Here is a 22,133-nt window from a genome sequence, read left to right on the forward strand (position 1 = left end):
ATTTTTCTAATTTTGTAACTGTGAGCATAAGTTTTTGATTTTTTTGTAGTTTGGTCATTACAAAATTACAAATTTTACTTATGCTTACTTTTCCTATCAACACCTTTCAAGAACTACCATTAATTTTTATATTTACGCATCATTTCCTACTCAGTTTTCGTATTAGGTGTAACAAGAGTAAAATAGTTGCGGAGTAAACGTACCCAATGAAAATAGTCGTAACCTGTAGTTTGGCAATTATAGTGTTTTTACAAAGTCTCCTTCCTCGGACGGCGACTGAGTTATTGCGCTCGCCGGAAGTATGGGCACATTACCATGAACATCAGCAGGAACAAAAGCAGCCTTTGAGTATATGGCAGTTTTTACAAATGCACTACTCCGTTGATTCTAAACATACCAAACAGCAAAAACATCACCTCCCGTCTTTTGATTTAAGCAGTACGGCCGGTTTTTTTGTTCTGCCTGTGGCAATTTTTGAATTATTGCCTCCTGCGATTTTCTTCCTCTTTGTGAGACCTTTTTTTCAGTGGGACAATTCTTACTTTTTCGATATTACCCGATCTTTAATTTGTCCACCCCGAAGCTAACTTTGTCCATGCTTTGAAATCATAGGCTTCTCTTGTTTGAAACTCTTTTCCGAACGAAGAGTTAGGTCGAGATTTTAAGCGATTTTTAACTTACGGCGGGTTTGCGCTTATTTTTTTATGAGCCAATACGAATCTGCCCCGTATTTCTAATTCCACACATTTCTTCTTAAAAATTTCTTTTTCAGGTCTCTTTATAGGTGATTTTGAGTCCTATATGTGCATTCAGTTCATTTTCAACCCAATAATTTAACAAACTATGATGAAGTCAGAAATCATCAATCGTAACAATTTTCTTAAACAAATAGGATTCAGTGGTGCCGCTCTATTTGCCGTAATGTGCGCCGGTGGAACGATGTCTTCCTGCCAAAATGAATCAGGAGTTACTCCGCTTGCGGGCGATATCACACTGGATTTAACCGCCTCTCAGTATGCGGCTCTGTTAAAAAATGGCGGTTATGTAGTGCTTTCTTCCCAAAATGTAGTGGTAGCGAGAACCAATACCGGAACTTATGCTGCAGTAACCCTTATTTGCAGCCATGAACAACAGCGCCAAATCACTTATCGTACGTCTGAGTTTTATTGTACCGCCCACGGGGCCCGCTTTGATAATAGTGGCAAAGGGCTTAACAGTGAAGGCAAAAAAGGGTTGACGGTTTATCAAACTTCGGTAAGCGGAAACATACTCACCATCAAAGCATCATAGATTCATAGATAGGAGAGGTGCTTTTTATGGGTTATCTCTCCTTAAACAAAATCAGTACCATTATGAAAAAAATAACCATACTGCTTCTTTCGGCGTTTTTCCAACAGAGCTATGCACAAGATGACCTGATGAAGATGCTTGATCAGGAAAAAACAGATCCCATTTTTACGACAGCTACTTTTAAATCTACGCGGGTAATCAACGGACAATCGGTAGAAACAATCGCAAAGAAGCACTTAGATTTTCGTATTTCTCACCGTTTTGGCGCACTAAATTCAGGATTTACCAATTTGTGGGGCTTGGATGAATCGCGTATTCGGATTGGCCTTGAATACGGTGTCACGGATCGCTTAATGGTCGGAGTAGGGCGCAGCTCCTACCAAAAGACCTATGATTATTTTGCAAAATATAAACTTCTGCGGCAATCAAACCGTTGGTTTGAGCCGGTGAGTGTCATTGCCTTTGCCGGTGCTTATACCAATGCCATGCCTACTTCACCGAGTATGCAGTTTTTTAATAATCTCGAACGGCAAATGTACGTGGGACAGTTGCTGATTGCGCGCAAATTTGGAGAGCGCGTGTCTTTGCAAATCAGCCCGACGATATTGCACCGCAACAAAACAGAAACGGCTATTGACGAAAATACCGTTTATGCAGCGGGAGTTGGTGGAAGGTTCAAATTAAGCAAACGGACTTCGTTCAATGCTGAATACTTCTACACATTGAAAAAAGTGGGTACTGTCTATGTAAGAGACCCGCAGTATAAAGACTGTTTATCACTGGGATTTGACATTGAAACGGGAGGGCACGTATTTCAGTTACATTGCTCTAATTCACGGGGAATGATTGAAAATCAGTTCATTGGTGCCACAACCGGAAGTTGGAGTAAAGGAGATATTTTTTACGGATTCAATATTTCACGCGTATTTAGTTTTGATAAAAGCGCCAAAAAAACACATAAATAACATTCCTCATGAAAAATCTGATTTTAATAGTCTTTATTGCCCTTGGGCAGACCGTGTTGGGACAGGATATATTCATTGCCCGCAACGGTGAGGTGAGTTTTTTTTCGGAAACTCCGCTCGAAAATATTTCTGCGTTGAATAAAAATGTAACGGCGCTCCTTAACATCAAAACGGGAGACGTAGCCATCAAGATGCAGACAGCTCAGTTTGTGTTTCCCAACAAATTAATGGAAGAGCACTTTAACGAAAATTACATGGAGTCCGAAAAATATCCGACGGCGACTTTTACGGGGAAAGTAGTGGAAACCATTGATTTCAGCAAAGAAGGTACCTATCCTATTTCTGCCAAAGGAACTTTGCTGATGCACGGAGTAAAGAAAGAGCGCACGTTGGCAGGAAAGCTAACCATATCTAAAATGGGAATTCTATTGGTCTGTGATTTTAACGTGCCGCTTACCGACCACAAAATAGAAGTCCCTAAATTGGTATTTGAGAAAATAGCCGAAGTAATTGCTGTAAAAACTAAATTTAATTTTATTCCTTTTACTAAAAATTAACTGCGCGATGAATACTTTAGCGAAAATTTTGATGGGGATGACTCTTACTTTCATTACAATTAGCTGTTTATATGAAAAAGGAGGGCCTGTTGATCCAACTGTTACAGGGATTGTCCCGACGACGGATACAACCAATCTTCCTGCTTCATTGGACTCGCTTCCCTGTGGAAAAACGGTGACAACGAACGCGCAAAATCAGGTATGTTTTAACACCGTTATTTTGCCGTTATTTTTAGCCAATTGCGCTACAAGCGGATGCCATGATTCAAAAACAGCGGCAGAAGGCTATGATTTGATTACATATCAGAAAATTGTTAAAAAGGGAATTGTAGCAGGCAATTCAAAAAATAGTAAACTGTACAATGTAATGATAATTACGGGTGAAGACCGAATGTCACCGGCCCCAAGCAGCCCTATGAGTAGTGATAAAACCAAGTTGATTGCACAGTGGATAGATCAGGGAGCAAAAAATATCGTTTGCGAAACTTCTACTACCGGCACTACGGCCCAAACGGTCAGTTATTCAAAGCATTTAGTGCCTGTGTTGGATTATTATTGCACAGGTTGTCATAACAGCAATACAAAATCAGGCGGTATCAATTTAACCGGCTATGCCAATGTCAAACAAATGGCTATTGATGGAGTACTATATGGAAGCATTACTCATCAAATTGGTTACAAACCAATGCCAAGTACAGATGTAAAACTTACGGATTGCCAGATTGGGTTATTCAAACAATGGATTGATCTGGGAATGCCCAATAATTAATTTTCTATGGAAACGGTTCGTCATCACGAAGCTCAAATTCTTCACAAAGAAGAACACCTCAGCAGTTCTGCCTTTATTACCGATATAGTCATCGGTATGTCGGATGGCCTCACCGTCCCTTTTGCCTTGGCAGCGGGATTAAGTGGTGCCGTAGATAGCAATGCGCTGATAGTTACGGCAGGCATTGCCGAAATCGTAGCAGGCTCTATTGCAATGGGTTTGGGTGGATTTTTGGCAGGGCAAACTGAAGTGGAACATTATGATTCCGAGCAAAAACGCGAATATTGGGAAGTAGACAATCTTCGCGAAAGAGAAATCGCCGAGACGAAAGAAATCTTTGCTGATATGGGAGTGAGTGAAGAATTGCAGGATAAAATCGTGGAAGATCTTGCAAAAGACAAGGACAAGTGGGTAGAGTTTATGATGAAATATGAATTAGGGCTCGAAAAACCCGATCCCAATCAAGCTCGCAAAAGTGCCCTCACCATTGGTCTGTCTTATATAGCAGGAGGGCTTGTGCCTTTGCTGCCTTACGTTTTTACAAATACGCCCACCCAAGGTTTGGCTTGGTCGGCGGCGATGACTTTACTTTGTTTATTTATATTTGGTTACTTCAAAAGTAAAGCTACGGGGCAAGCACCCGTGTTTGGAGCTTCCAAAGTAACCCTCATCGGTGCCGTAGCGGCGGCGGCGGCCTTTGGAGTTGCCAAATTGTTTGACTAAAGAATGATTAAATCAAAATGTCAAAAGCCTTTTTGACAATGTATCTCAAATAATCTATCTTTGTCAAGTTACAAATTAAGCATGGTTAAGCCCGTTCTCACTTGGATTTTAACAGTTCTGTTACTGGCGCAAAGTTTCCTTCCGCGCACGGCAATGGATCTGTTGCGCTCCTCCGATGTATGGGCACATTATCGCGAGCATCAGCAGGAACAACAGCAGCCGCTGAGTTTCTTGGACTTTCTTTGGATGCATTATTCGGCTGATTCTGAGCATACCAAACAAAAAGAACACCACCTTCCAAGTTTTGACTTCAACAGTGTAACGGGATTTTTTGTCTTGCCCTCCGCAGTTGTTTCGTTTGAAAGTCATCCCTTTGTTACCTTTTTGACTCAAGCCAATTTTCAATGGCTTAATTCGTATGCTTTCCTTTCCTTTCGGGCACTGATTTGTCCGCCCCGAGCGTAGATTCTTCTCTTTTACGGGATTAGTACGCCCATTTAGCAATGCATTTGGTACATCCCATACTATTTTTCAACTTCCGAAGCTACTTCGGCAGGTTTCTAATCCATTCGTCGAGCACTATATCGGCTACTGCCTCCTGTTCTGATTTGTCATAAATGGAAAGCAAAAATACTTTTTCGCCAATCACTCTGACGTGCGTTATTACCCTTGCACCACCGCTTTTGCCTCGGTTTTTTGAAGGGATTGCCACGCGAATTTTGAAACAATCTTTCCCAAGTGGTGTCCCCATTTTAGGGTTTTCCTGTAATGCATCTCGAAGAATCGTAATTATCTGTTTTAAATCAGCATGTTTTTTAGCGATTTTTTTGAGTTGCTTTTCAAAAACAGGGGTTGTCCTAATATCAAAGCTCATTCAAAACTTGATCCAAGGTTTTCAACTCAATTTCCCCACGCTCGTGCATTTGAACCTCTTTCCAAGACTGTCGAAGTTCTTTCAACAATTTAGGCTCTTTGGTTTTGGAAGTTTTCAACTTGGACTTGTAACCAAGTTCTTTGACTAATTCTAAAAAAGCCTCGGCTTTATTTTCCGGTACTGTCACAGTGATTTGCATAATAAATTACTTCAATTTTTAACAAAAATAGGACGAAAAACAAAAAATATGATAGATTCACTGATATATTTCTCCATTAAAAACAAACTCATTATTGGGTTGGCTGTGGTCGCATTGGTGATTTGGGGAGGGTATTCGTTAATGCGATTACCGGTAGATGCCGTCCCCGACATTACGACTAATCAAGTGCAAATCCTGACACTTACTCCTACATTGGCCGCGCAGGAAGTCGAGCAGTTTGTAACCACACCCATTGAACTTTCGTTGGCCAATATTCCGGACATTACCGAAGTTCGTTCCGTCTCAAAATTAGGATTATCGGTTGTGACAGTCGTATTCAAAGATGAAGTGGACATTGTACGCGGGAAACAGTGGGTGACGGAGCAGCTCAAAACCGTAGAGGCCGATATTCCTACGGAGTTTGGAAAGCCCATGATTGCCCCGCTCACTACGGGCTTGGGCGAAATTTACCAGTACACACTTGCTGCCAAGAAAGGTCGCAACGGCGAACCGTCTGAACACAAATATGACCTCACCGAGCTCCGAACAATTCAGGATTGGATTGTGAAGCGGCAGTTGGTGGGCATCGAAGGTGTAATTGAAATCAGCAGTTTTGGCGGATTTGTGAAACAATACGAAGTAAGTGTTGATCCCGAACGACTTCATGCTGCGAACGTTACGCTGTCAGAACTCTTTGACGCTCTCCAAAGTAACAATGCCAACACGGGCGGAAGCTATATTGAGCGCGTGGGTCAAGCCCAGTTTATTAGGGGGGAAGGAGTTGTAAAAAGTCTGCCAGATATAGAACAGATTGTCGTCAAAAACGTAAACGGGATTCCTGTGTTAGTGAAAGACGTAGCAGGAGTCGGCTTTGGTCATGCCAATCGGTTTGGGGCCTTGGTACGTAATGGCGAAGGAGAAGCGGTTGGCGGTATTGTACTGATGCTCAAGGGAGCCAATTCGGCCAATACAGTAAATGCCGTGAAAGAACGCGTGGCACGTATTCAGAAAACCTTGCCCGATGGACTGGAAATAGTCCCGTTTATTGAACGTACCAAACTGATTAATAAGACCATTACCACCGTTACGGAAAACTTATTATTGGGGGGACTTATCGTCATCGTGGTTTTGGTAATGTTGATGGGAAGTCTGCGGGCAGGTTTGGTGGCTGCTTCGGTCATTCCGTTGGCTATGCTGTTTACCATTGGAATGATGAATACGTTTGATATTTCGGCCAATTTAATGTCGCTCGGAGCCATTGATTTTGGGGTAATTGTGGACGGTGCCGTGATTATTGTTGAAGCTATTGTCCACCGATTTCAGGTATGGTATGCCGACAATAAGCAAAATAATGTAGAAGATACTGCTGAACGAGATAACATAGTGTATGAAACGGCTAAACGGATTCGTACTTCGGCGGCGTTTGGCGAAATCATTATTCTTATGGTGTATTTGCCTATCTTGTCGTTGGTGGGTATTGAAGGTAAGATGTTTAAACCCATGGCGCTCACGGTAGGATTTGCCATTTTCGGTGCCTTTATTCTATCGTTGACCTATGTACCCATGATGTCATCGTTGGTCATGGGTAAAAATTTGCATAAACACTGGAATTTTTCGGAACGAGTGCTTCAATGGCTGTATCGTCGTTACGAACCTCTCATTCGCTGGTCGTTGAATTGGCAAAAAGCCACTGTCGCAATCACTTTAGCGCTTTTTGTAGGTTCTCTGTTTATTTTCAGCCAATTGGGAGGTGAATTTGTACCGACGCTGGACGAGGGTGATTTAGCCATTGACTTCCGAACGGCCTCGGGAACCTCCTTAACCGAAACCATTAACTCCGCTAACAAAGCCCATCAAATTCTGAAAAAGCATTTTCCTGAAATTCAACAGATTGTAGGAAGGGTAGGGGCGTCCGAAATTCCGACCGACCCGATGCCCATTGAAATGGTGGATCAGATGATAAATATGAAGGATATTTCGGAATGGAAAAGCGCCAAAAATCGGGAAGAAATGTCTGAAAAAATGGCTGCTGTTTTGGCCGAAGAACTGCCCGGGACGAGCGTCGAAATGACCCAACCCATTCAGATGCGCTTCAATGAAATGATTACCGGAGTGCGGTCGGATGTAGTGGTTAAGATTTTTGGAAATGATTTGGATGTACTTTACGAACGCGCCAATGCAGCGGCTAAAGTCATTGAAAAGATAGACGGCGTAGCGAGCGTACGCGTTGAGCAGATTGTGGGTCTTCCTCAAATTAGCATTGCTTATAACCGCGCCAAAATTGCCCAATACGGATTGAGTATTGCGGATATTAACCGTTTGGTAAGGGCTGGTTTTGCAGGTGAAACAGCTGGTACGGTCTATGAGCAGGAACGTCGTTTTGAGTTAGTGGTTCGTTTGGATTCTACTCATCGTCAGGACATTGAAAATGTACGTCAGTTACTGATTCCCTTGCCTTCGGGAGGTACAGTTCCGCTGGCAGAGCTGGCCGAAATAGGATTTAAAAAAGCCCCCGCTCAGATTTCGCACGAAGAAACACGTCGGCGCATCACCATTGGAATCGGGGTGCTCAATCGCGATGTGGAAAGTGTGGTCAACGATGTACAGGCTCAAATAGAAAAGCAGGTGTCGCTCCCATCCGGATATTTTTATACCTACGGCGGAGCATTTGAAAATCTCCAACGCGCCAAAGACCGCCTCAGTTTTGCGGTGCCCGTAGCGCTGTTTCTCATATTTACGCTGCTTTATTTTACGTTCAGTTCTCTCAAAGAATCTTTGCTCATTTTTACGGCGGTACCTATGTCGGCCATTGGGGGAATCATTGCGCTTTGGATGCGCGATATGCCTTTCAGTATTTCGGCGGGAGTTGGCTTTATTGCCTTGTTTGGAGTAGCGGTTTTGAACGGGATCGTTTTGATAAGTTACCTCAATGATTTGGAAAAAGAAGGAATTACCAACCTCCGAGAGCGAATTATGCGTACAGTTGAAGTACGTTTCCGACCCGTTGTTATTACTGCTACGGTGGCTTCTCTTGGATTTTTACCCATGGCGATTTCCAATTCGGGCGGAGCCGAAGTACAGCGCCCTTTGGCAACAGTAGTGATTGGCGGGATTTTATCGGCTACCCTGTTGACGTTGGTCGTATTGCCGGTGTTGTATGCTTTGGTTGCAAAGAAGAGTAAAATTTCATTGCCAAAAGGAGGGGCCGCTTTCGTATTGCTATTGTTGATGGCCGGAACCATCAAGGGGCAAAATCAAATTACGCTCACTCTTAGTCAAGCCATTGAACAAGCTGCCAAAGATAATCTTACCCTTAAAACCTCCCAATACATGCTGCAATCACAGCAGGCATTAGTAGGTTCGGCGTGGCAGTTGCCCAAACTATCGGCAGATTTGTTAGCGGGGCAAATTCAGAGCCGCCCGTTTGACTATACCTTGAGTGCAGTTCAAAATTTTGAGCCTTTTGCTGTGTATCGCGGTCGTGCCAAGGTACTGACGCAACAGGTCAATGTGACTCAAAAACAGCAGGATATTCAACGCAACGAGCTGGTTTTTAGCGTTAAGCAACAGTACTACCAACTTCTTTTTTTATACCGATTGCGGCAAGTGCTTCAATCTCAGGATACGCTCTATCAAAAAGCTTCCGACGCCGCTAATATTCGCTACAAAACGGGGGAATCAACTTTATTGGAACAAGTGGCAGCCGAAACCAATCGACGCGAAATCCAAAATCGCCGTGTCATTATCGACCGCGATTTGCAAATGGCCTATTTGAGTTTACAGACGTTGCTTTATACTACTGAACGAGTTCAGATTGACACCTTGCTCAATCTCCAACGGCCTTATACTTCCCCAGAAGGAGCTAATCGATATGTGGCATTAGCCGAAGAAGAAGCAAAATTGAGTCGAAATTTTACCGAATTGGAACGAGCCCAACTCAAGCCGGATTGGCGCGTGGGCATTGCCAATCAGTCCATCGAAAAACGGTTAGGATTTACGTACGTATCAGGCGGTTTAGGAATTCCTCTCAATACAAAGCCTCAAAAAGCCCGCATTGAAGCGGCTCGCATTAGTGAACAGGCATCAGACAGCCAACTTAAATCAGTGCAGTTTCAAACCGACGCCAATGTAAAAATCTTGCTGGAAAGCTTGAATAAACTTCAAAATACCCTTCAATATTACGAGCAATCCGCGCTTCCTCAGGCAGATTTATTACTCAAAACCACTTACAAACAATTTCGTTTGGGGGACATTGAATACGTAGAATTTTTTCAAAATACCCGCCAAGCGTGGCAAATTCGAGAGAACTATCTTTCTGAACAATTCAGATTCAGTCAAACAGTGATTGAACTGGAAAAATGGTTGGGAATGGAATAAGTGGGAATGTCGACGGTGGCGGTTCGCCGCTGCGACGCCCGTGCGATTATACGAATGCAGAATGTCGAATTTAAAAAATAGGTAGATAATGAAAGTTTCAAATAATACAATTAGTAACACTTTGTCACCCTGTAAGGGTCTGAACTATAACGGAAAGCGCAGTTTGTTCTCGTTTGTAGCGAGAATACTCAGAGCCGTGCGTTTCAAGAGCACAGTCCTACCCGTTCGCGTTGTAAACGCAAACGAACGAGGATTTTGCTTAGCGCCTTTTGCTTTTTGCTTTTTGCTTTTTGCTTTTTGCCTTTTTGCTTTTTGCCTTTTCTTAACCGGTTGTAATAAAACCGAAACCGCTGCCACGGAAGAAGCAACCGCAGCTCCTGCTGAACTAAAACTTACTGCCGAGCAGGAGAAAAATTTCGGGATCACTCTCGGCAGTCCCGAAATCCGTAGCGTTTATGATGCGGTGGTCCTGAACGGGGTGGTAGAAACTCCACCTCAACAAAGTGCTTCCATCAGTTTTCCGTTGACCGGAATTGTGCGTTCTGTCAACGTGTTGTCAGGAAGTCAGGTGAGTAAAGGAAGTACATTGGCGACCATCGAAAGCCTGGAACTCATTCAATTACAGGAAGATTACTGGAAAACGGTGGGGCAATTGACGTATGCAGAACAGGAGCGCCAACGTCAAACCACGCTAAGTCAGGAAGACGTAGGAGCCAAGCGAAAATTACAACAATCCGAATCGGATTTCCGAGTTTTAGAAGCCACTAAACAGGGGATTGAAGCAAGGCTTCAAGTAGTAGGGATAGATCCTAACAGCTTAAAAATCAATCAAATTATACGAAGTATTGCCTTGCGTTCGCCGATAGCCGGAGTGGTCAAAGCAACCCGTACCAACATTGGGAAATCGGTCACTGCGGGCGAGTCGCTGTTTGAAGTAGTGAACCAAACGGGAGCAAGATTGGTACTGAAAGTGTTTGAAAAAGACCTCAATCGAATAAAAATAGGTCAAAAAGTAGAGCTTGAAAACGGTACTGCCACAATTACGGGCCTCAGCAATAATTTTGAGGCCGCAAGCCGTACTGTAGATGTCTATGCCCAACTCAACGGAATGCGTTTATTGGCAGGACAATACGTCAATGGGAAAGTGGTGGCTTCTCCGCGCCAAGCCGAAACGTTGCCTGAAACTGCCGTAGTACGAACAGGAGAAACGGCTCACGTTTTTGTTAAAACACCCCAAGGGGTTTATCAGCCCGTTGCCATTAAAACAGGAGCTGCCCAAAACTCGTTTGTCGAAGTGATTTTCACTCAAAAAACTACCTTTCCCATTGTCATTACAGGTGCCCAAACCTTGCAGGCTGAATTAACAAAAGGACAGGGAGAAGAGGAGTAGCGAGATTTAAGTTAATTTTTTCTCCAAAATAATTTTCGGTTCCCCTGCTTTGTCAGCCAATAGACCTACAATGTTGAAGCCATGTTTGAGATCTAAAATCAGCATGTTGCGCCAGCGATTGTAGGTCATGGTTCTGACCGTATGGTAGCCGTGGGTCTTACACCACTCGTGTTGTAATTGCATCAGTTTGGAAGCGATACCCTGCCCGCGAAATTCATCGGAAACACACCCTAACCAACTATAGAAATGTCCTTCTTTGCGCCAATACCCCATTTTATAACTAATCATTTGTTGATTCTGATAGGCAATGATGGTTAAAAGTGCAGGAGCTTCTCTCATTTCCTGAATAAGTTCGTCGCGAGGTTGCCCGCTGAAAACCTGAAAGTGCAATTCCAAAAGGACTTCTAACGTTGGCGAAGGAAGTTGATTTTCAATGAATTGGTATTGAATCTCTTTCATGGCATGACCAAAGTAGTATAAGGGTTTAGTTGACTCTTTTCAAAATCAGTAAGGTTTTGAAAAGTAGTTTGAGCAATTTGGGTGAGAGCTTCTTCCGTAAAAAAGCCTTGATGTGCTGTAATCAGCACGTTAGAAAAACTCATCAGGCGCATAAGCACATCGTCCTGTATAATACTTTCTGAGAAATCATTGAAAAATAAATCGGCTTCCTGCTCATACACATCAATACCGAGGTAGCCCAAATGACCGCTTTTCAGGGAATCAATGACGGCCTTGCTATCAATCAAGCCACCCCGACTCGTATTGATAAGCATGGCATTGGGTTTCATCAGTTTCAGTGTATCGGCATTGATGAGGCGATTGGTCTGCGGAGTAAGCGGACAGTGCAAAGACACAATATCGGAGGCGGCAAACAAGTCGTTCAAAGGTACAAATTCCACACCCAAAGCTACCAACTCAGGATGCGATTGTACGTCATACGCAAGTACCCGACAACCGAACCCTTTCATTATTTTGGCAAATGCTTCCCCGATTTTACCAGTACCGATAACCCCAACTGTTTTCCCGAAAATGTCAAATCCGGTCAATCGTTCTAGTGAAAAGTTACCTTCGCGTACCCGGTTGTAGGCTTTGTGGGTTTTACGATTGAGCGTCATAATGAGGGCAACGGCGTGTTCGGCTACAGCATGAGGTGAATAGGCAGGCACTCGCACTACGGCAATCCCGTGTGCCTGTGCCGCTTTTAAATCTACGTTATTGAACCCGGCACAGCGTAAGGCAATGATTTTGACGTTTTTCGCAGCTAATTGTTTGATTACCTCTGCATCAAGTTGGTCGTTGACAAAAACACAAACACCTTCATAACCGGCAGCTAATTCTACACTTTCCGAACTCAAACCGGCTTCATAGAATTTTAAGGTGTGAGATGTATTGAAACGATTAAAATAGATTCGGTCGTACGATTTTGTGTTGAATATGGCGAGTTTCATAATTAATAGTAGGTGACTTAATGCTAAAATAATGGTCTAAGCATTTGCAAGGACTTAAAAAACACTTAGATTTGAGCCTTGTCAAGCTAAATTATTTCAAATAACTAACAAAATCTTTTTCAACCATGGGACTCATGTCATTTTTTAAGGGTGTCGGCGAAAAAATCTTCGGTAAAGATGAACCCGCAGCAGCACCCGAAAAAGTTGCCGAATTGAAAGCAGGCGCTTTGCTCCAGCACGTCAAAACGTTAGGCTTACCTTATAATAAGCTGATTGTAAAAGTAGCGGGCCACACCGTTATTTTGGAAGGCGAAGTTGCTACGCAGGAAGATGCCGAAAAAATCGCTTTGGCGGTAGGTAACGTAGAAGGTGTAGAGGCAGTTGACAACAACATGGTTGTTGAAACTCCGGCTCCTGAAGCTCAGTATCACGAAGTTAAAAAAGGCGATACGCTTTCCTTAATTGCGAAAGAATATTACGGTGATATGATGAAATACCCCATTATTTTTGAAGCGAATAAGCCGATGTTGACGCATCCTGACAAAATTTATCCAGGTCAGGTATTGCGTATTCCACCGCGTTCTTAAAAGTGTAGAGTTGAAAGTGTAAGGTGTAAAGGTTAGTGTATAAAGTGTAAAGAGAAAAAATAGCTCTTTAACCTTTAACCTTTACACTCTTTTTCTGCGCCATTCTTGGATTTGATTGAAAGGAAACGGCAAATCATTGTAATGAAGGCTTAGGTATTCTTCTTTTTGAGCTCCAAAACTTTGATAAAAATCAGCAATGGATTTTACTTCGGGGCTTTCAAAATCAAAAATAAAATCAGATTCCGCGTATTCCCGGATGATCTGGTCAATCAACAACGTGCGGGCATTGCCTTTCCTTCCGAGAGGCGAGGCGGCATTAAAAAGATAGATAATTCTTTTGTCGAAAATAACGAAAAGTGCGCCTGCTTCTATTTGTCCATCTTTTAGGGCATATACCAATTTTACCGCCTTTTTGCCGAATAAAACGTCAACGATTTGCTGTAGCAGTAGATAAGCAGTTTCGGCTACTCCCCCTTGTATTTGTGAAGCATGATGCGTTCGGAATAATTCAATGATTGGATTCAGGTCATGGCTTTCCAAAACATTCCATTTAAAACGTTCGGCCCGATTCAAATTTAGCAGACGGTCAGGTGTATAGCTTTGTTTTAGGGTATGGTAAGGGGAATGTAGTTGTAAAATATGGGTAGTGCAGTGATTTATTTCGTACCGGTCAGGAAGGGGATTAGCCTGAGAAAAGCGACCTGTATATATTGAAATATACCGAAAATAATTTGGTAATTGATATAGAAACAAATGGGTAGCTTCCTGAAAATCAAGGTGTTTTCTGGTGAAAATTCCTAAAAGTTGGCAATAGAACGGTTGCTGAATCACTTTTACAGACCATTTTTTGAGGATGGGTAGTGGCATAACAGCTTTCCAGCCATCGCTTTCTTCAAGTACTAATGCTCCCCAATGCGGAGAAACGGCATCAAGGTACCAGGTGTAAGCATAAACGATTCGTTGTGGGGAAGCGGCAATGAAATTATTCCATTGAGTTTCAGAAATTTCATGGCGTTGTAGAAAAAAGACGGCCATTTTACTAATCTGAAAAGGTTTACAAGTTTACTGTTTCCCGTTATGGAACGGAACGCCATATACCAGCTATTGTGGACTGTCAACTGTTAACTAAAATTACTCCGTATTTTCTGAACGGCTTCTTTGACGGCATCTTCTTGTTCCATCAAATCGCTTATGGTCTGAATGGCATGAATGACAGTGCTGTGGTCGCGCCCTCCGAAGTGATAACCGATTGATTTTAAAGAAAGATTGGTAAACTCTTTCGCAAAATACATCGCCACCTGACGAGGATATACCAATTCTTTTTTGCGGCTTTTACTCTTTAAATCCGCAACGGTGACATCATAATAATCGGCAACTAAATCCTGAATAGTATCAATATTAACTTCTCTTTCTTCAGACGTAACGATGTCTTTCAGCACGCTTTTGGCCAATTCCAAATCAATATCGCGGCGCACGAGTGAGGCTTGTGCCATCAACGAAATGATAACACCTTCCAATTCTCGCACGTTGGTATTGACACTGTGGGCTACGTATTCAATCACGCCCGCGTCAATATAGATTCCTTCTGCCTGCAACTTCCGCTGAATAATGGCGATACGGGTTTCGAAATCGGGTTGCTGCAAATCGGCCGTTAAACCCCATTTAAATCGAGATAACAACCGGTCCTGTAATCCCTGTAATTCACTGGGTCGGCGGTCGGAAGTCATGATGATTTGCCGCCCCGATTGATGTAAGTGGTTGAATATATGGAAAAAAGTATCCTGCGTTTTTTCTTTTCCTGACAAAAACTGTACATCGTCCAGAATCAACGTATCGACTTTCATGTAGAAGTCCGTAAAATCCTGAAGCGTATTACTCTTAATGGCGTTGATAAACTGATTGGTGAATTTTTCGGAAGATACGTATAACACCTTTTTATCTCGGAGGTGGCTCTTGATATGATTTCCGATGGCTTGTACCAAGTGCGTTTTACCCAACCCTACGCCACCATAAATTAATAATGGATTGAACGATGTTATGCCTGGGCGTTGGGCTACGGCCATACCTGCCGAGCGAGCCAAGCGGTTACAATCCCCTTCGATGTAGTTGTCGAAACTATAATTAGAATTAAGATACAAATCCAATTCGGCTGAATCAGGGCCTCTGGAAGGTGCTTGATGAGGCTTTTTTGGTTCTGAAGCGGCTTTTTGACGAGCTTCGGCTGCTTCGGGAGAATTGGTAGTAGGTACGTGAACTTTAATGGGAGGCTGACGGTCAGTTCCCGTGTCAACAATAATAGAATATTCCAGCTGCCCATCGCGACCGATAGCGAAATCCAGTGCCCTTCTTAAGACGTGAATGTAGTTCTCTTCCAACCATTCGTAAAAAAATTGACTCGGGACTTGGATGGTCAAAGTTCTCCCGTCAAGCCGAAAAGGAACAATCGGCTCAAACCAGGTATTAAAACTTTGTTCGGAGATATTTGCCTTGATTACCTGTAAGCATTTATCCCACACCTCATCGACTTCGTGTCGCAAATGATTATTTACCAAGCACTATTTTTTTTGACAAAGGGCTGCAAAATTAGGGAAAACTTACACATAAACAACAGCAAAAAGGTACTGATTTTAGTCAGGAAAAATCAAATTTTGCGAATACATGAATATACGAATGAATCTATACCTATATAGCAGCAAATCCGTATTTTATCTTGAAACGGAATTATATTAAGCCTAATTTTACCTGATTATTATTTAAGGTCGTTTTATTCCTGAAAAGTACAACAATTGATGAACTTACCACTTTTTTCTGAGTTTTCGTCAGCCGATAAAGCGGCGTGGAAGCAACAGGCTGTCAAAGACTTAAAAGGAAAGGATTTTAATGCTAATCTGCAGTGGATTTCTGCGGAAGGATTGGTTGTAGAGCCTTATTACGCAGCAGAAGATTTGAACGATGACCGTTTATCGGAAGTACAATCGGTGCAGCAAAAACCAATGGGTTGGTTGAATCAGCCCGTGATAATCTACGAAAACGAAAAAGAGACGAATGCCAAAATGAAGGCAGTTCTGCAAAAAGGAGCCGATGCTTTAGTGCTGGATTTAGGTTCAGAAGAAGTCGGGGAAATTGAGTTTTCAAAGCTGTTTAATGGCTTAAAATTGAGCGATTTTCCTGTTTATTTTCAAACCAACGGACAGGAAACTTCAGTGATGACAGCGTTGCTAAAGTTTATACCGTTTCAAATGAAAGGTGGCTTTGCAGATGATGGTTTGGCGCGGTGGATGGTATTGGGAAGATTGCCTGAAACGCATTTCGAGGAGTTGGCGGCTTTGGTTAAAAAGACCCAAAGTTCTCCCCAATTCAGGATTGTGTGCGTAAGCAGTCATCCTTTCCACAATGCAGGGGCTAATGCGGTGCAAGAATTGGCTTTTACCCTTGCCTCGGCCGTAACATATATGGATAAATTGACTGATTTGGGACTGACGGCCGAAGAGGTAAGTGCAAAACTCTATTTCTCGGTTTCGACAGGAACGAATTACTTTATGGAGATTGCTAAGTTACGGGCATTGAGGTATTTGTGGGAGAAAGTGAGTTTACAGTTTAGAGCGGGCGGCGTTCCGCCTGAGGTTTTGGAATTAGAACAGCAGACCCTAAACCCTAAACTACAAACCGTAAACACATTTATTCATGCTCAAACTTCCACTTTTTACAGTTCAGCCATTACTCCCGATTCCAATATGTTGCGAGCTACGACCGAGGCAATGAGTGCGGTGATGGGTGGCTGCAATGCGCTGACTGTTCATGCGTATGATGAGTCATTGAAAACTCAGGATGATTTTTCGGAACGAATAGCCCGAAATATTTCTACCTTGCTCAAGGAAGAAGCGCATTTGGACAAAGCCGTTGACCCCGCTGCGGGAAGTTATTATCTCGAACATCTGACCCTTCAATTGATTGATGCTGCTTGGGATCTGTTTTTGAAAGTGGAAGAAAAGGGGGGATTAATGGCTGCGTTTGAGGAAAATTTTATTCAGAATCAAGTAGAGTCAAATTTTGAGGCAACACTTTCTGCCCTTCAAACCAATAAAAGGGTGATGATTGGCGTAAACAAATTTAGAGTTGAAGAATCAATGAAGCATAACTTTGTCAACGTTTTGAACGTTGACAAAGTTGAAGTTGAGATATTCAAGTTGTTAAAAAATAAGCGTATTTCCCAAACTTTTGAACAATGAAATCTACAGCCAATCACCTTAGAGAGATTATAGCACAGGTGGTTCCCTCTCTCCGGAACATCAATGACGAGGAAGCGTCTCTGAAAACTCGGCCTGGAAAATGGTCTAAAAAGGAAATTTTGGGTCATTTGATTGATTCAGCCTGCAATAATCAGCAAAAATTTGTCCGAACGATGGCGCAACCCCATTTGGAATCTGTAGGGTATGCACAAAACCACTGGGTAGCGGCTCAAAACTACCAAACAACGGATTGGCTCTTGTTAATCACTTTTTGGGAAGCATACAACCTGCATTTGGCTCACGTGATAGAAAATGTCAGTGAGACTGTGCTGCAAAATACAATCATGATTGAAGGTGCCGGACCGTTTACGCTTGAATTTATCATGAAAGATTATGCCGAACATCTCAAACATCATTTACATCAAATTTTGCCGCAAGTAGGGCTGAAAAGTGTTTTTGAAAATGTGTATGGGGCTTGAAATTTGATTTGTTATGAAAATTATACCTTTGGAACGGAGGTAGAACCCTGTTAGTTTTAAAAATAATGAAACCCAACTTTACCACTATAAATAAAGCATCAAACTTTATTCCCATAGGCTCGACTGGATTACTAATCGATACTCAAAAAGAATCGGATCGCCGAGTGGTGGATTTGCAATCGGGTAAAAAGCCGTTCCTCACTGCTGAAGGAATTAAAGTAAAATCTACATTTACAAAGGCCGACGTTGAAAATGCGGAACATTTGGGGTTTGCAGCGGGAATTCCTCCTTTTTTAAGAGGTCCTTACAGCACCATGTACGTAGTGCAGCCGTGGACGGTACGGCAATACGCAGGTTTTTCCACTGCCGAAGAGTCCAATGCGTTCTATCGTCGCAACTTGGCAGGAGGACAAAAAGGATTGTCAGTTGCGTTTGATTTGGCGACCCACCGGGGTTATGATTCCGACCACCCGCGTGTTGTAGGTGATGTGGGAAAAGCAGGCGTTGCCATTGACAGTGTGGAAGATATGAAGGTTTTGTTTGACCAAATTCCACTGGATCAAATGTCGGTTTCGATGACCATGAATGGTGCCGTACTTCCCATTATGGCGTTTTATATTGTGGCAGCGGAAGAACAGAGCGTTAAGCCGGAACAGTTGGCCGGGACCATTCAAAACGACATTTTGAAGGAATTCATGGTGCGCAACACGTATATCTATCCGCCTACTCCGAGTATGCGCATCATCGGGGACATTTTTGCGTATGCCAGTCGGTTTATGCCGAAATTCAACAGCATCAGTATCAGCGGTTATCACATGCACGAGGCGGGTGCGCCTGCTCACATTGAGTTGGCCTATACGCTTGCTGATGGCTTGGAATACATCCGAACGGGTTTGGCAGCAGGGATGGATATTGATGATTTTGCCCCTCGTTTGTCTTTTTTCTGGGGAATTGGGATGAACCACTTCATGGAAATCGCCAAAATGCGGGTAGGACGATTATTGTGGGCCAAAATTGTCAACAAATTTGCTCCTAAAAATAAAAAATCACTGGCGCTTCGGACGCATTGCCAAACTTCGGGTTGGTCATTGACAGAACAGGATCCGTTCAATAACGTGGCTCGTACAGCCATTGAAGCTATGGCGGCGGCGTTGGGGCATACCCAAAGTTTGCATACCAATTCGTTGGACGAAGCGATTGCTTTACCTACTGATTTTTCGGCGCGAATTGCCCGAAATACCCAACTTTACTTACAATACGAAACCGATATTTGTCGCGTCGTAGACCCGTGGGGAGGAAGCTATTACGTTGAATATTTGACTAAAGAATTGGCCGAAAAAGCGTGGGCTTTGATGGAAGAAGTGGAACAAATCGGTGGCATGACCAAAGCCATTGAAGCAGGTCTTCCCAAGATGCGCATTGAAGAAGCGGCTGCTCGTAAACAAGCGCGCATTGACAGCGGGAAAGATATTATTGTGGGTGTCAATAAATATAAGCCCGATTCTGAAAAACCGCTCGAACTGTTGGAGGTTGACAATAAAGCGGTTCGCGAAGCGCAGGTGGCTCAATTGGAGCGAATCAAGGCCGAGCGAGATACGGAGAAAGTGCAACAGGCATTGGCGGCCATTACAGAAGCGTGTTCGCAACAGGGCGGGATGGACAATTCCACCAATTTGTTGGCGTTGGCCATTGAAGCCGCTCGGGTTCGGGCTACATTAGGGGAGATTTCGTACGCAATGGAAAAAGTATTTGGAAGATATAAAGCCGTGATACGTTCTATTTCAGGAGTTTACAGTGCAGAAGTTTCGGATGATGAGAATTTCCGCCTCGCCAAGGCAATGGCCAATAAGTTTGCCGAAATGGAGGGCCGCCGCCCCCGCATTATGGTAGCCAAAATGGGTCAGGATGGTCACGACCGCGGCGCCAAAGTAATTGCGACGAGTTTTGCTGACTTAGGCTTCGATGTAGACATGGGACCCTTGTTCCAAACGCCCGAAGAAACTGCTCGTCAGGCTGTTGAAAATGATGTGCACATTGTGGGGGCATCGAGCCTTGCTGCTGGTCACAAAACCCTTGTTCCTCAGTTGATTGATGAACTTAAAAAAATGGGTCGCGAAGATATTATGGTGATTGCAGGAGGAGTGATTCCTGCCCAAGACTACGATTTCTTATACAAAGCGGGGGTAAAAGGGGTTTTTGGCCCTGGTACAGTGATTTCGGTAGCGGCGCAAAAGATTTTGGGGGAATTGATGGGGGAGTAAGGGGACAGTGCGTTGCAATGGCCAACCGTCGCACTGCTCTGGCGTTCGCGTTGTAAGCGCAAACGAACAAAATGCAGGCACTCAAAGTGCGATAGAGCCCTGTTAGCAATAGCGGGGCTTTTTTTGTTAATTTGAAACAGAATTAATCACAAATGCAATGAGAAACTTTCGGATTGAAAGCCTGGAAATAAACGAAATTGGGCCGTTTGAGCATTTGAAAATTTATTTTCCACTCAAAAAAGACCAAGATAAAGCAGAGATACATATTTTAACGGGTGAAAATGGGACGGGGAAAAGTACAATTTTGGAGGCACTAATTTATCCAATTAGTTATATCGTTGACCAAAATCAATTACAAAGTTCCTTAGCAAAGAGGCTATGGACTTACCCAAGTAAAAGCAGGATGCTAATACGTAGTTTGGGCAGTCTATTTTCTGCTCGGGCTTTTGGGAGAAAATGGGAAGTAGATCCCAGTCATTCTGTGACTACTCAAGAATATTTAGACTATTCGAAAACAAATTTTGTTAGGGATTATAGGGTTGCATTTTTTGCCTATTCAAGTTATAGGCATTCAGAAGAAATTATGATTTCAGGAATTAATGAAATTCAATTTCATCCTCTTCAGAATGCAGATAATTTTCGTTTGTCAATCAATTCCCAAAACCATTATTCAATGGCTTGTTAATATACAAACACGTGAATTAATAGCCAAAGGAAAAGGGGATGTCCAAAAAGCAAAACAATATCGTGCAACCATCGAAATCATTGAAAATACTTTGGGCGAAATCATTGAATCCGAAGTAAAATTTGATTTAGAAGAAGACCCATTAGGAGTAAAAATTAAAGTAGATGGTCAGACCTTAAATTTTGATCAACTCCCTGATGGCCTGAAATCAATGGTAAGTTGGATGGGGGATTTGTTGATGCGAATGGATAGACTGAAATGGGTAAATAATCTGCCCGTTTTGGAGCGAAATTTTATCTTGTTGTTGGATGAAATTGAAGTGCATTTGCATCCGGCCTGGCAGCGCAAAATTTTGCCAGTTGTTCAAAAACTCTTCAAAAATGCCCAAATCTTTATTTCTACCCATTCTCCATTTGTAGCAGGTTCGGTAGATGGCGCTTGGGTGCATCGGTTTGTGAAAAAAGATGGGTATAGTGTATTGGCAGGAGAAGCGATTTTGTCGGAAGATGCCAAAAGCTATGATTATATTTTAGAAGAAATCTTTGGCATTAAAGAACGTTTTGGGGTAGAGGTAGAAAGGAAATTAGCGGAATTTCAGCAACTCAAAAAAGAGATTTTGAAAGGCACAGAAGCGGTAGATGTCTCCTATTTTAGGAAATTGGCAGGAGAATTGGCCGTGCAAAGCGTTGAACTCGAAAGCATTATCGGCATGGAACTCAGACAGCTAAAACGCCTCACTAACCAAGACTTTTCTTTGACCGAAGCATGAGAAAGTTAATCCGCACAGAGTCTCCTGAGGTTTTGACGAAAATTGACGAAGTAAAAGGAAAGACTCGTTGGCAAGTTTATGGGGAACTATATGCACAGAATCGAGCTAAAAAACCTTCATTTGAGTTTCAATGGCCACAAATTGAGGGGAAGAAACTCAATCAACATCTTTTACCGAAATTGATGGCAATGACTGATGACCATTGCTCTTATTGTGACGGTTTTCCTTTGAAAAGAGGAGATGATACCATAGACCATTTTCATCCTAAAACGCGCTCGGAGTTTTACTCAAAAGTATGTGATTGGGAAAATTTGTATCTATCCTGCAAACATTGTCAAGATTCAAAAGGAAGTCAATATGAAGTTGAATTGTTAAGACCGGATGAGCTCGACTTTCATTTTAATCGGTATTTCATCGCAGATTCAGATTTGAAGTGCAATTATCCAGCCGTTACTTGTTAGTGACTGCTGATGAAAGAGCCAACTGTTGTGAATAATAAACCATAGTTTTGTGGTGTCGAATCATAAAACA

At 42.8% G+C, this 22,133-nt stretch carries 22 protein-coding genes; 16 read left to right on the forward strand and 6 right to left on the reverse strand.

From position 1 onward, the window contains the following. Positions 1-206 precede the first annotated feature (206 nt). From Q0081_RS23260 to Q0081_RS23290, 7 genes are all read left to right on the forward strand, one after another. The gene (locus Q0081_RS23260; RefSeq protein ID WP_298359348.1) at positions 207-587 is read left to right on the forward strand and encodes a hypothetical protein; all 381 of its coding nucleotides are present in this window, start codon (positions 207-209) and stop codon (positions 585-587) included. A gap of 256 nt (positions 588-843) precedes the next feature. Beyond that, the gene (locus Q0081_RS23265; protein WP_298359351.1) at positions 844-1,290 is read left to right on the forward strand and encodes a ubiquinol-cytochrome c reductase iron-sulfur subunit; all 447 of its coding nucleotides are present in this window, start codon (positions 844-846) and stop codon (positions 1,288-1,290) included. A gap of 62 nt (positions 1,291-1,352) precedes the next feature. Continuing rightward, positions 1,353-2,255, forward strand: coding sequence for a DUF5777 family beta-barrel protein (locus tag Q0081_RS23270; RefSeq protein ID WP_298359354.1), 903 nt, complete (start codon positions 1,353-1,355; stop codon positions 2,253-2,255). Positions 2,256-2,263: 8 nt separating this feature from the next. Beyond that, positions 2,264-2,812 carry a YceI family protein gene (locus Q0081_RS23275; protein ID WP_298359356.1) on the forward strand — a complete coding sequence of 183 codons (549 nt, stop codon included), beginning with the start codon at positions 2,264-2,266 and terminating at the stop codon, positions 2,810-2,812. Positions 2,813-2,819: 7 nt separating this feature from the next. Further along, positions 2,820-3,581, forward strand: a complete 762-nt coding sequence (locus tag Q0081_RS23280) for a hypothetical protein (protein WP_298359359.1) — start codon at positions 2,820-2,822, stop codon at positions 3,579-3,581. A gap of 6 nt (positions 3,582-3,587) precedes the next feature. Next, positions 3,588-4,304, forward strand: coding sequence for a VIT1/CCC1 transporter family protein (locus tag Q0081_RS23285; protein WP_298359363.1), 717 nt, complete (start codon positions 3,588-3,590; stop codon positions 4,302-4,304). An 81-nt stretch (positions 4,305-4,385) separates the two neighbouring features. Next, positions 4,386-4,769, forward strand: a complete 384-nt coding sequence (locus tag Q0081_RS23290) for a hypothetical protein (protein WP_298359365.1) — start codon at positions 4,386-4,388, stop codon at positions 4,767-4,769. Between the two features lie 79 nt (positions 4,770-4,848). Here the strand turns inward: Q0081_RS23290 and Q0081_RS23295 are convergent, their stop codons facing one another. Together Q0081_RS23295 and Q0081_RS23300 are read right to left on the reverse strand one after the other, a co-directional pair. Beyond that, entirely contained in the window at positions 4,849-5,178 is a 330-nt protein-coding gene (locus Q0081_RS23295) for a type II toxin-antitoxin system RelE/ParE family toxin (protein ID WP_298359368.1), read from the reverse strand. Beyond that, positions 5,168-5,377 (reverse strand): hypothetical protein, encoded by a 210-nt coding sequence (locus Q0081_RS23300; RefSeq protein ID WP_298359371.1) that lies wholly within the window; start codon positions 5,375-5,377, stop codon positions 5,168-5,170. Before Q0081_RS23300 ends, Q0081_RS23295 begins: the two co-directional genes overlap by 11 nt. A 48-nt stretch (positions 5,378-5,425) precedes the next feature. On the opposite strand from Q0081_RS23300, the gene Q0081_RS23305 reads away from it, so the two are divergent. Both Q0081_RS23305 and Q0081_RS23310 read left to right on the forward strand, forming a co-directional pair. After that, complete coding sequence (locus Q0081_RS23305; RefSeq protein WP_298359373.1) at positions 5,426-9,754, forward strand: CusA/CzcA family heavy metal efflux RND transporter; 4,329 nt, start codon at positions 5,426-5,428, stop codon at positions 9,752-9,754. A gap of 121 nt (positions 9,755-9,875) precedes the next feature. Beyond that, a complete protein-coding gene (locus tag Q0081_RS23310; protein WP_298359376.1) occupies positions 9,876-11,144 on the forward strand; it encodes an efflux RND transporter periplasmic adaptor subunit in 1,269 nt (422 codons plus the stop codon). A gap of 6 nt (positions 11,145-11,150) precedes the next feature. On the opposite strand, the gene Q0081_RS23315 is transcribed toward Q0081_RS23310, so the two are convergent. Next, on the reverse strand, positions 11,151-11,603 hold the full coding sequence (locus Q0081_RS23315) for a GNAT family N-acetyltransferase (protein WP_298359379.1): 453 nt from the start codon (positions 11,601-11,603) through the stop codon (positions 11,151-11,153). Then, a complete protein-coding gene (locus Q0081_RS23320) occupies positions 11,600-12,592 on the reverse strand; it encodes a 2-hydroxyacid dehydrogenase (protein ID WP_298359382.1) in 993 nt (330 codons plus the stop codon). Before Q0081_RS23320 ends, Q0081_RS23315 begins: the two co-directional genes overlap by 4 nt. A gap of 125 nt (positions 12,593-12,717) precedes the next feature. Between Q0081_RS23320 and lysM the strand changes: the two genes are divergently transcribed. Then, positions 12,718-13,179, forward strand: a complete 462-nt coding sequence (lysM, locus tag Q0081_RS23325; RefSeq protein WP_298359385.1) for a peptidoglycan-binding protein LysM — start codon at positions 12,718-12,720, stop codon at positions 13,177-13,179. 81 nt (positions 13,180-13,260) lie between these two features. On the opposite strand, the gene Q0081_RS23330 is transcribed toward lysM, so the two are convergent. Both Q0081_RS23330 and dnaA read right to left on the reverse strand, forming a co-directional pair. Then, on the reverse strand, positions 13,261-14,214 hold the full coding sequence (locus Q0081_RS23330; protein ID WP_298359388.1) for a GNAT family N-acetyltransferase: 954 nt from the start codon (positions 14,212-14,214) through the stop codon (positions 13,261-13,263). Positions 14,215-14,300: 86 nt separating this feature from the next. Beyond that, entirely contained in the window at positions 14,301-15,716 is a 1,416-nt protein-coding gene (gene dnaA, locus Q0081_RS23335; protein WP_298359410.1) for a chromosomal replication initiator protein DnaA, read from the reverse strand. Positions 15,717-15,968: 252 nt separating this feature from the next. On the opposite strand from dnaA, the gene Q0081_RS23340 reads away from it, so the two are divergent. The 6 genes from Q0081_RS23340 (at position 15,969) to Q0081_RS23365 (ending at position 22,063) form a co-directional block, all read left to right on the forward strand. After that, positions 15,969-17,408, forward strand: a complete 1,440-nt coding sequence (locus Q0081_RS23340) for a methylmalonyl-CoA mutase family protein (RefSeq protein WP_298359391.1) — start codon at positions 15,969-15,971, stop codon at positions 17,406-17,408. Next, positions 17,405-17,887 (forward strand): DinB family protein, encoded by a 483-nt coding sequence (locus Q0081_RS23345; RefSeq protein ID WP_298359395.1) that lies wholly within the window; start codon positions 17,405-17,407, stop codon positions 17,885-17,887. The genes Q0081_RS23340 and Q0081_RS23345 overlap by 4 nt, the downstream gene beginning before the upstream one ends. Before the next feature lie 65 nt (positions 17,888-17,952). Then, positions 17,953-20,148, forward strand: coding sequence for a methylmalonyl-CoA mutase (scpA, locus tag Q0081_RS23350; protein WP_298359398.1), 2,196 nt, complete (start codon positions 17,953-17,955; stop codon positions 20,146-20,148). A 157-nt stretch (positions 20,149-20,305) separates the two neighbouring features. Continuing rightward, a complete protein-coding gene (locus tag Q0081_RS23355) occupies positions 20,306-20,833 on the forward strand; it encodes an AAA family ATPase (RefSeq protein WP_298359401.1) in 528 nt (175 codons plus the stop codon). After that, positions 20,775-21,602 carry an AAA family ATPase gene (locus tag Q0081_RS23360; protein WP_298359404.1) on the forward strand — a complete coding sequence of 276 codons (828 nt, stop codon included), beginning with the start codon at positions 20,775-20,777 and terminating at the stop codon, positions 21,600-21,602. The genes Q0081_RS23355 and Q0081_RS23360 overlap by 59 nt, the downstream gene beginning before the upstream one ends. After that, positions 21,599-22,063 (forward strand): HNH endonuclease, encoded by a 465-nt coding sequence (locus Q0081_RS23365; protein ID WP_298359407.1) that lies wholly within the window; start codon positions 21,599-21,601, stop codon positions 22,061-22,063. Before Q0081_RS23360 ends, Q0081_RS23365 begins: the two co-directional genes overlap by 4 nt. Positions 22,064-22,133 lie beyond the last annotated feature (70 nt).

The sequence above is a fragment of the Runella sp. genome (assembly GCF_027484545.1).
Taxonomy (GTDB): Bacteria; Bacteroidota; Bacteroidia; order Cytophagales; family Spirosomataceae; genus Runella.

Coding starts and splice junctions, on each gene's coding strand:
- Q0081_RS23260 (WP_298359348.1), top strand. CDS start 207: ATGAAAATAGTCGTAACCTGTAGTTTGGCAATTATAGTGTTTTTACAA.
- Q0081_RS23265 (WP_298359351.1), top strand. CDS start 844: ATGATGAAGTCAGAAATCATCAATCGTAACAATTTTCTTAAACAAATA.
- Q0081_RS23270 (WP_298359354.1), top strand. CDS start 1,353: ATGAAAAAAATAACCATACTGCTTCTTTCGGCGTTTTTCCAACAGAGC.
- Q0081_RS23275 (WP_298359356.1), top strand. CDS start 2,264: ATGAAAAATCTGATTTTAATAGTCTTTATTGCCCTTGGGCAGACCGTG.
- Q0081_RS23280 (WP_298359359.1), top strand. CDS start 2,820: ATGAATACTTTAGCGAAAATTTTGATGGGGATGACTCTTACTTTCATT.
- Q0081_RS23285 (WP_298359363.1), top strand. CDS start 3,588: ATGGAAACGGTTCGTCATCACGAAGCTCAAATTCTTCACAAAGAAGAA.
- Q0081_RS23290 (WP_298359365.1), top strand. CDS start 4,386: ATGGTTAAGCCCGTTCTCACTTGGATTTTAACAGTTCTGTTACTGGCG.
- Q0081_RS23295 (WP_298359368.1), bottom strand. CDS start 5,178: ATGAGCTTTGATATTAGGACAACCCCTGTTTTTGAAAAGCAACTCAAA.
- Q0081_RS23300 (WP_298359371.1), bottom strand. CDS start 5,377: ATGCAAATCACTGTGACAGTACCGGAAAATAAAGCCGAGGCTTTTTTA.
- Q0081_RS23305 (WP_298359373.1), top strand. CDS start 5,426: ATGATAGATTCACTGATATATTTCTCCATTAAAAACAAACTCATTATT.
- Q0081_RS23315 (WP_298359379.1), bottom strand. CDS start 11,603: ATGAAAGAGATTCAATACCAATTCATTGAAAATCAACTTCCTTCGCCA.
- Q0081_RS23320 (WP_298359382.1), bottom strand. CDS start 12,592: ATGAAACTCGCCATATTCAACACAAAATCGTACGACCGAATCTATTTT.
- lysM (WP_298359385.1), top strand. CDS start 12,718: ATGGGACTCATGTCATTTTTTAAGGGTGTCGGCGAAAAAATCTTCGGT.
- Q0081_RS23330 (WP_298359388.1), bottom strand. CDS start 14,214: ATGGCCGTCTTTTTTCTACAACGCCATGAAATTTCTGAAACTCAATGG.
- Q0081_RS23340 (WP_298359391.1), top strand. CDS start 15,969: ATGAACTTACCACTTTTTTCTGAGTTTTCGTCAGCCGATAAAGCGGCG.
- Q0081_RS23345 (WP_298359395.1), top strand. CDS start 17,405: ATGAAATCTACAGCCAATCACCTTAGAGAGATTATAGCACAGGTGGTT.
- scpA (WP_298359398.1), top strand. CDS start 17,953: ATGAAACCCAACTTTACCACTATAAATAAAGCATCAAACTTTATTCCC.
- Q0081_RS23355 (WP_298359401.1), top strand. CDS start 20,306: ATGAGAAACTTTCGGATTGAAAGCCTGGAAATAAACGAAATTGGGCCG.
- Q0081_RS23360 (WP_298359404.1), top strand. CDS start 20,775: ATGCAGATAATTTTCGTTTGTCAATCAATTCCCAAAACCATTATTCAA.
- Q0081_RS23365 (WP_298359407.1), top strand. CDS start 21,599: ATGAGAAAGTTAATCCGCACAGAGTCTCCTGAGGTTTTGACGAAAATT.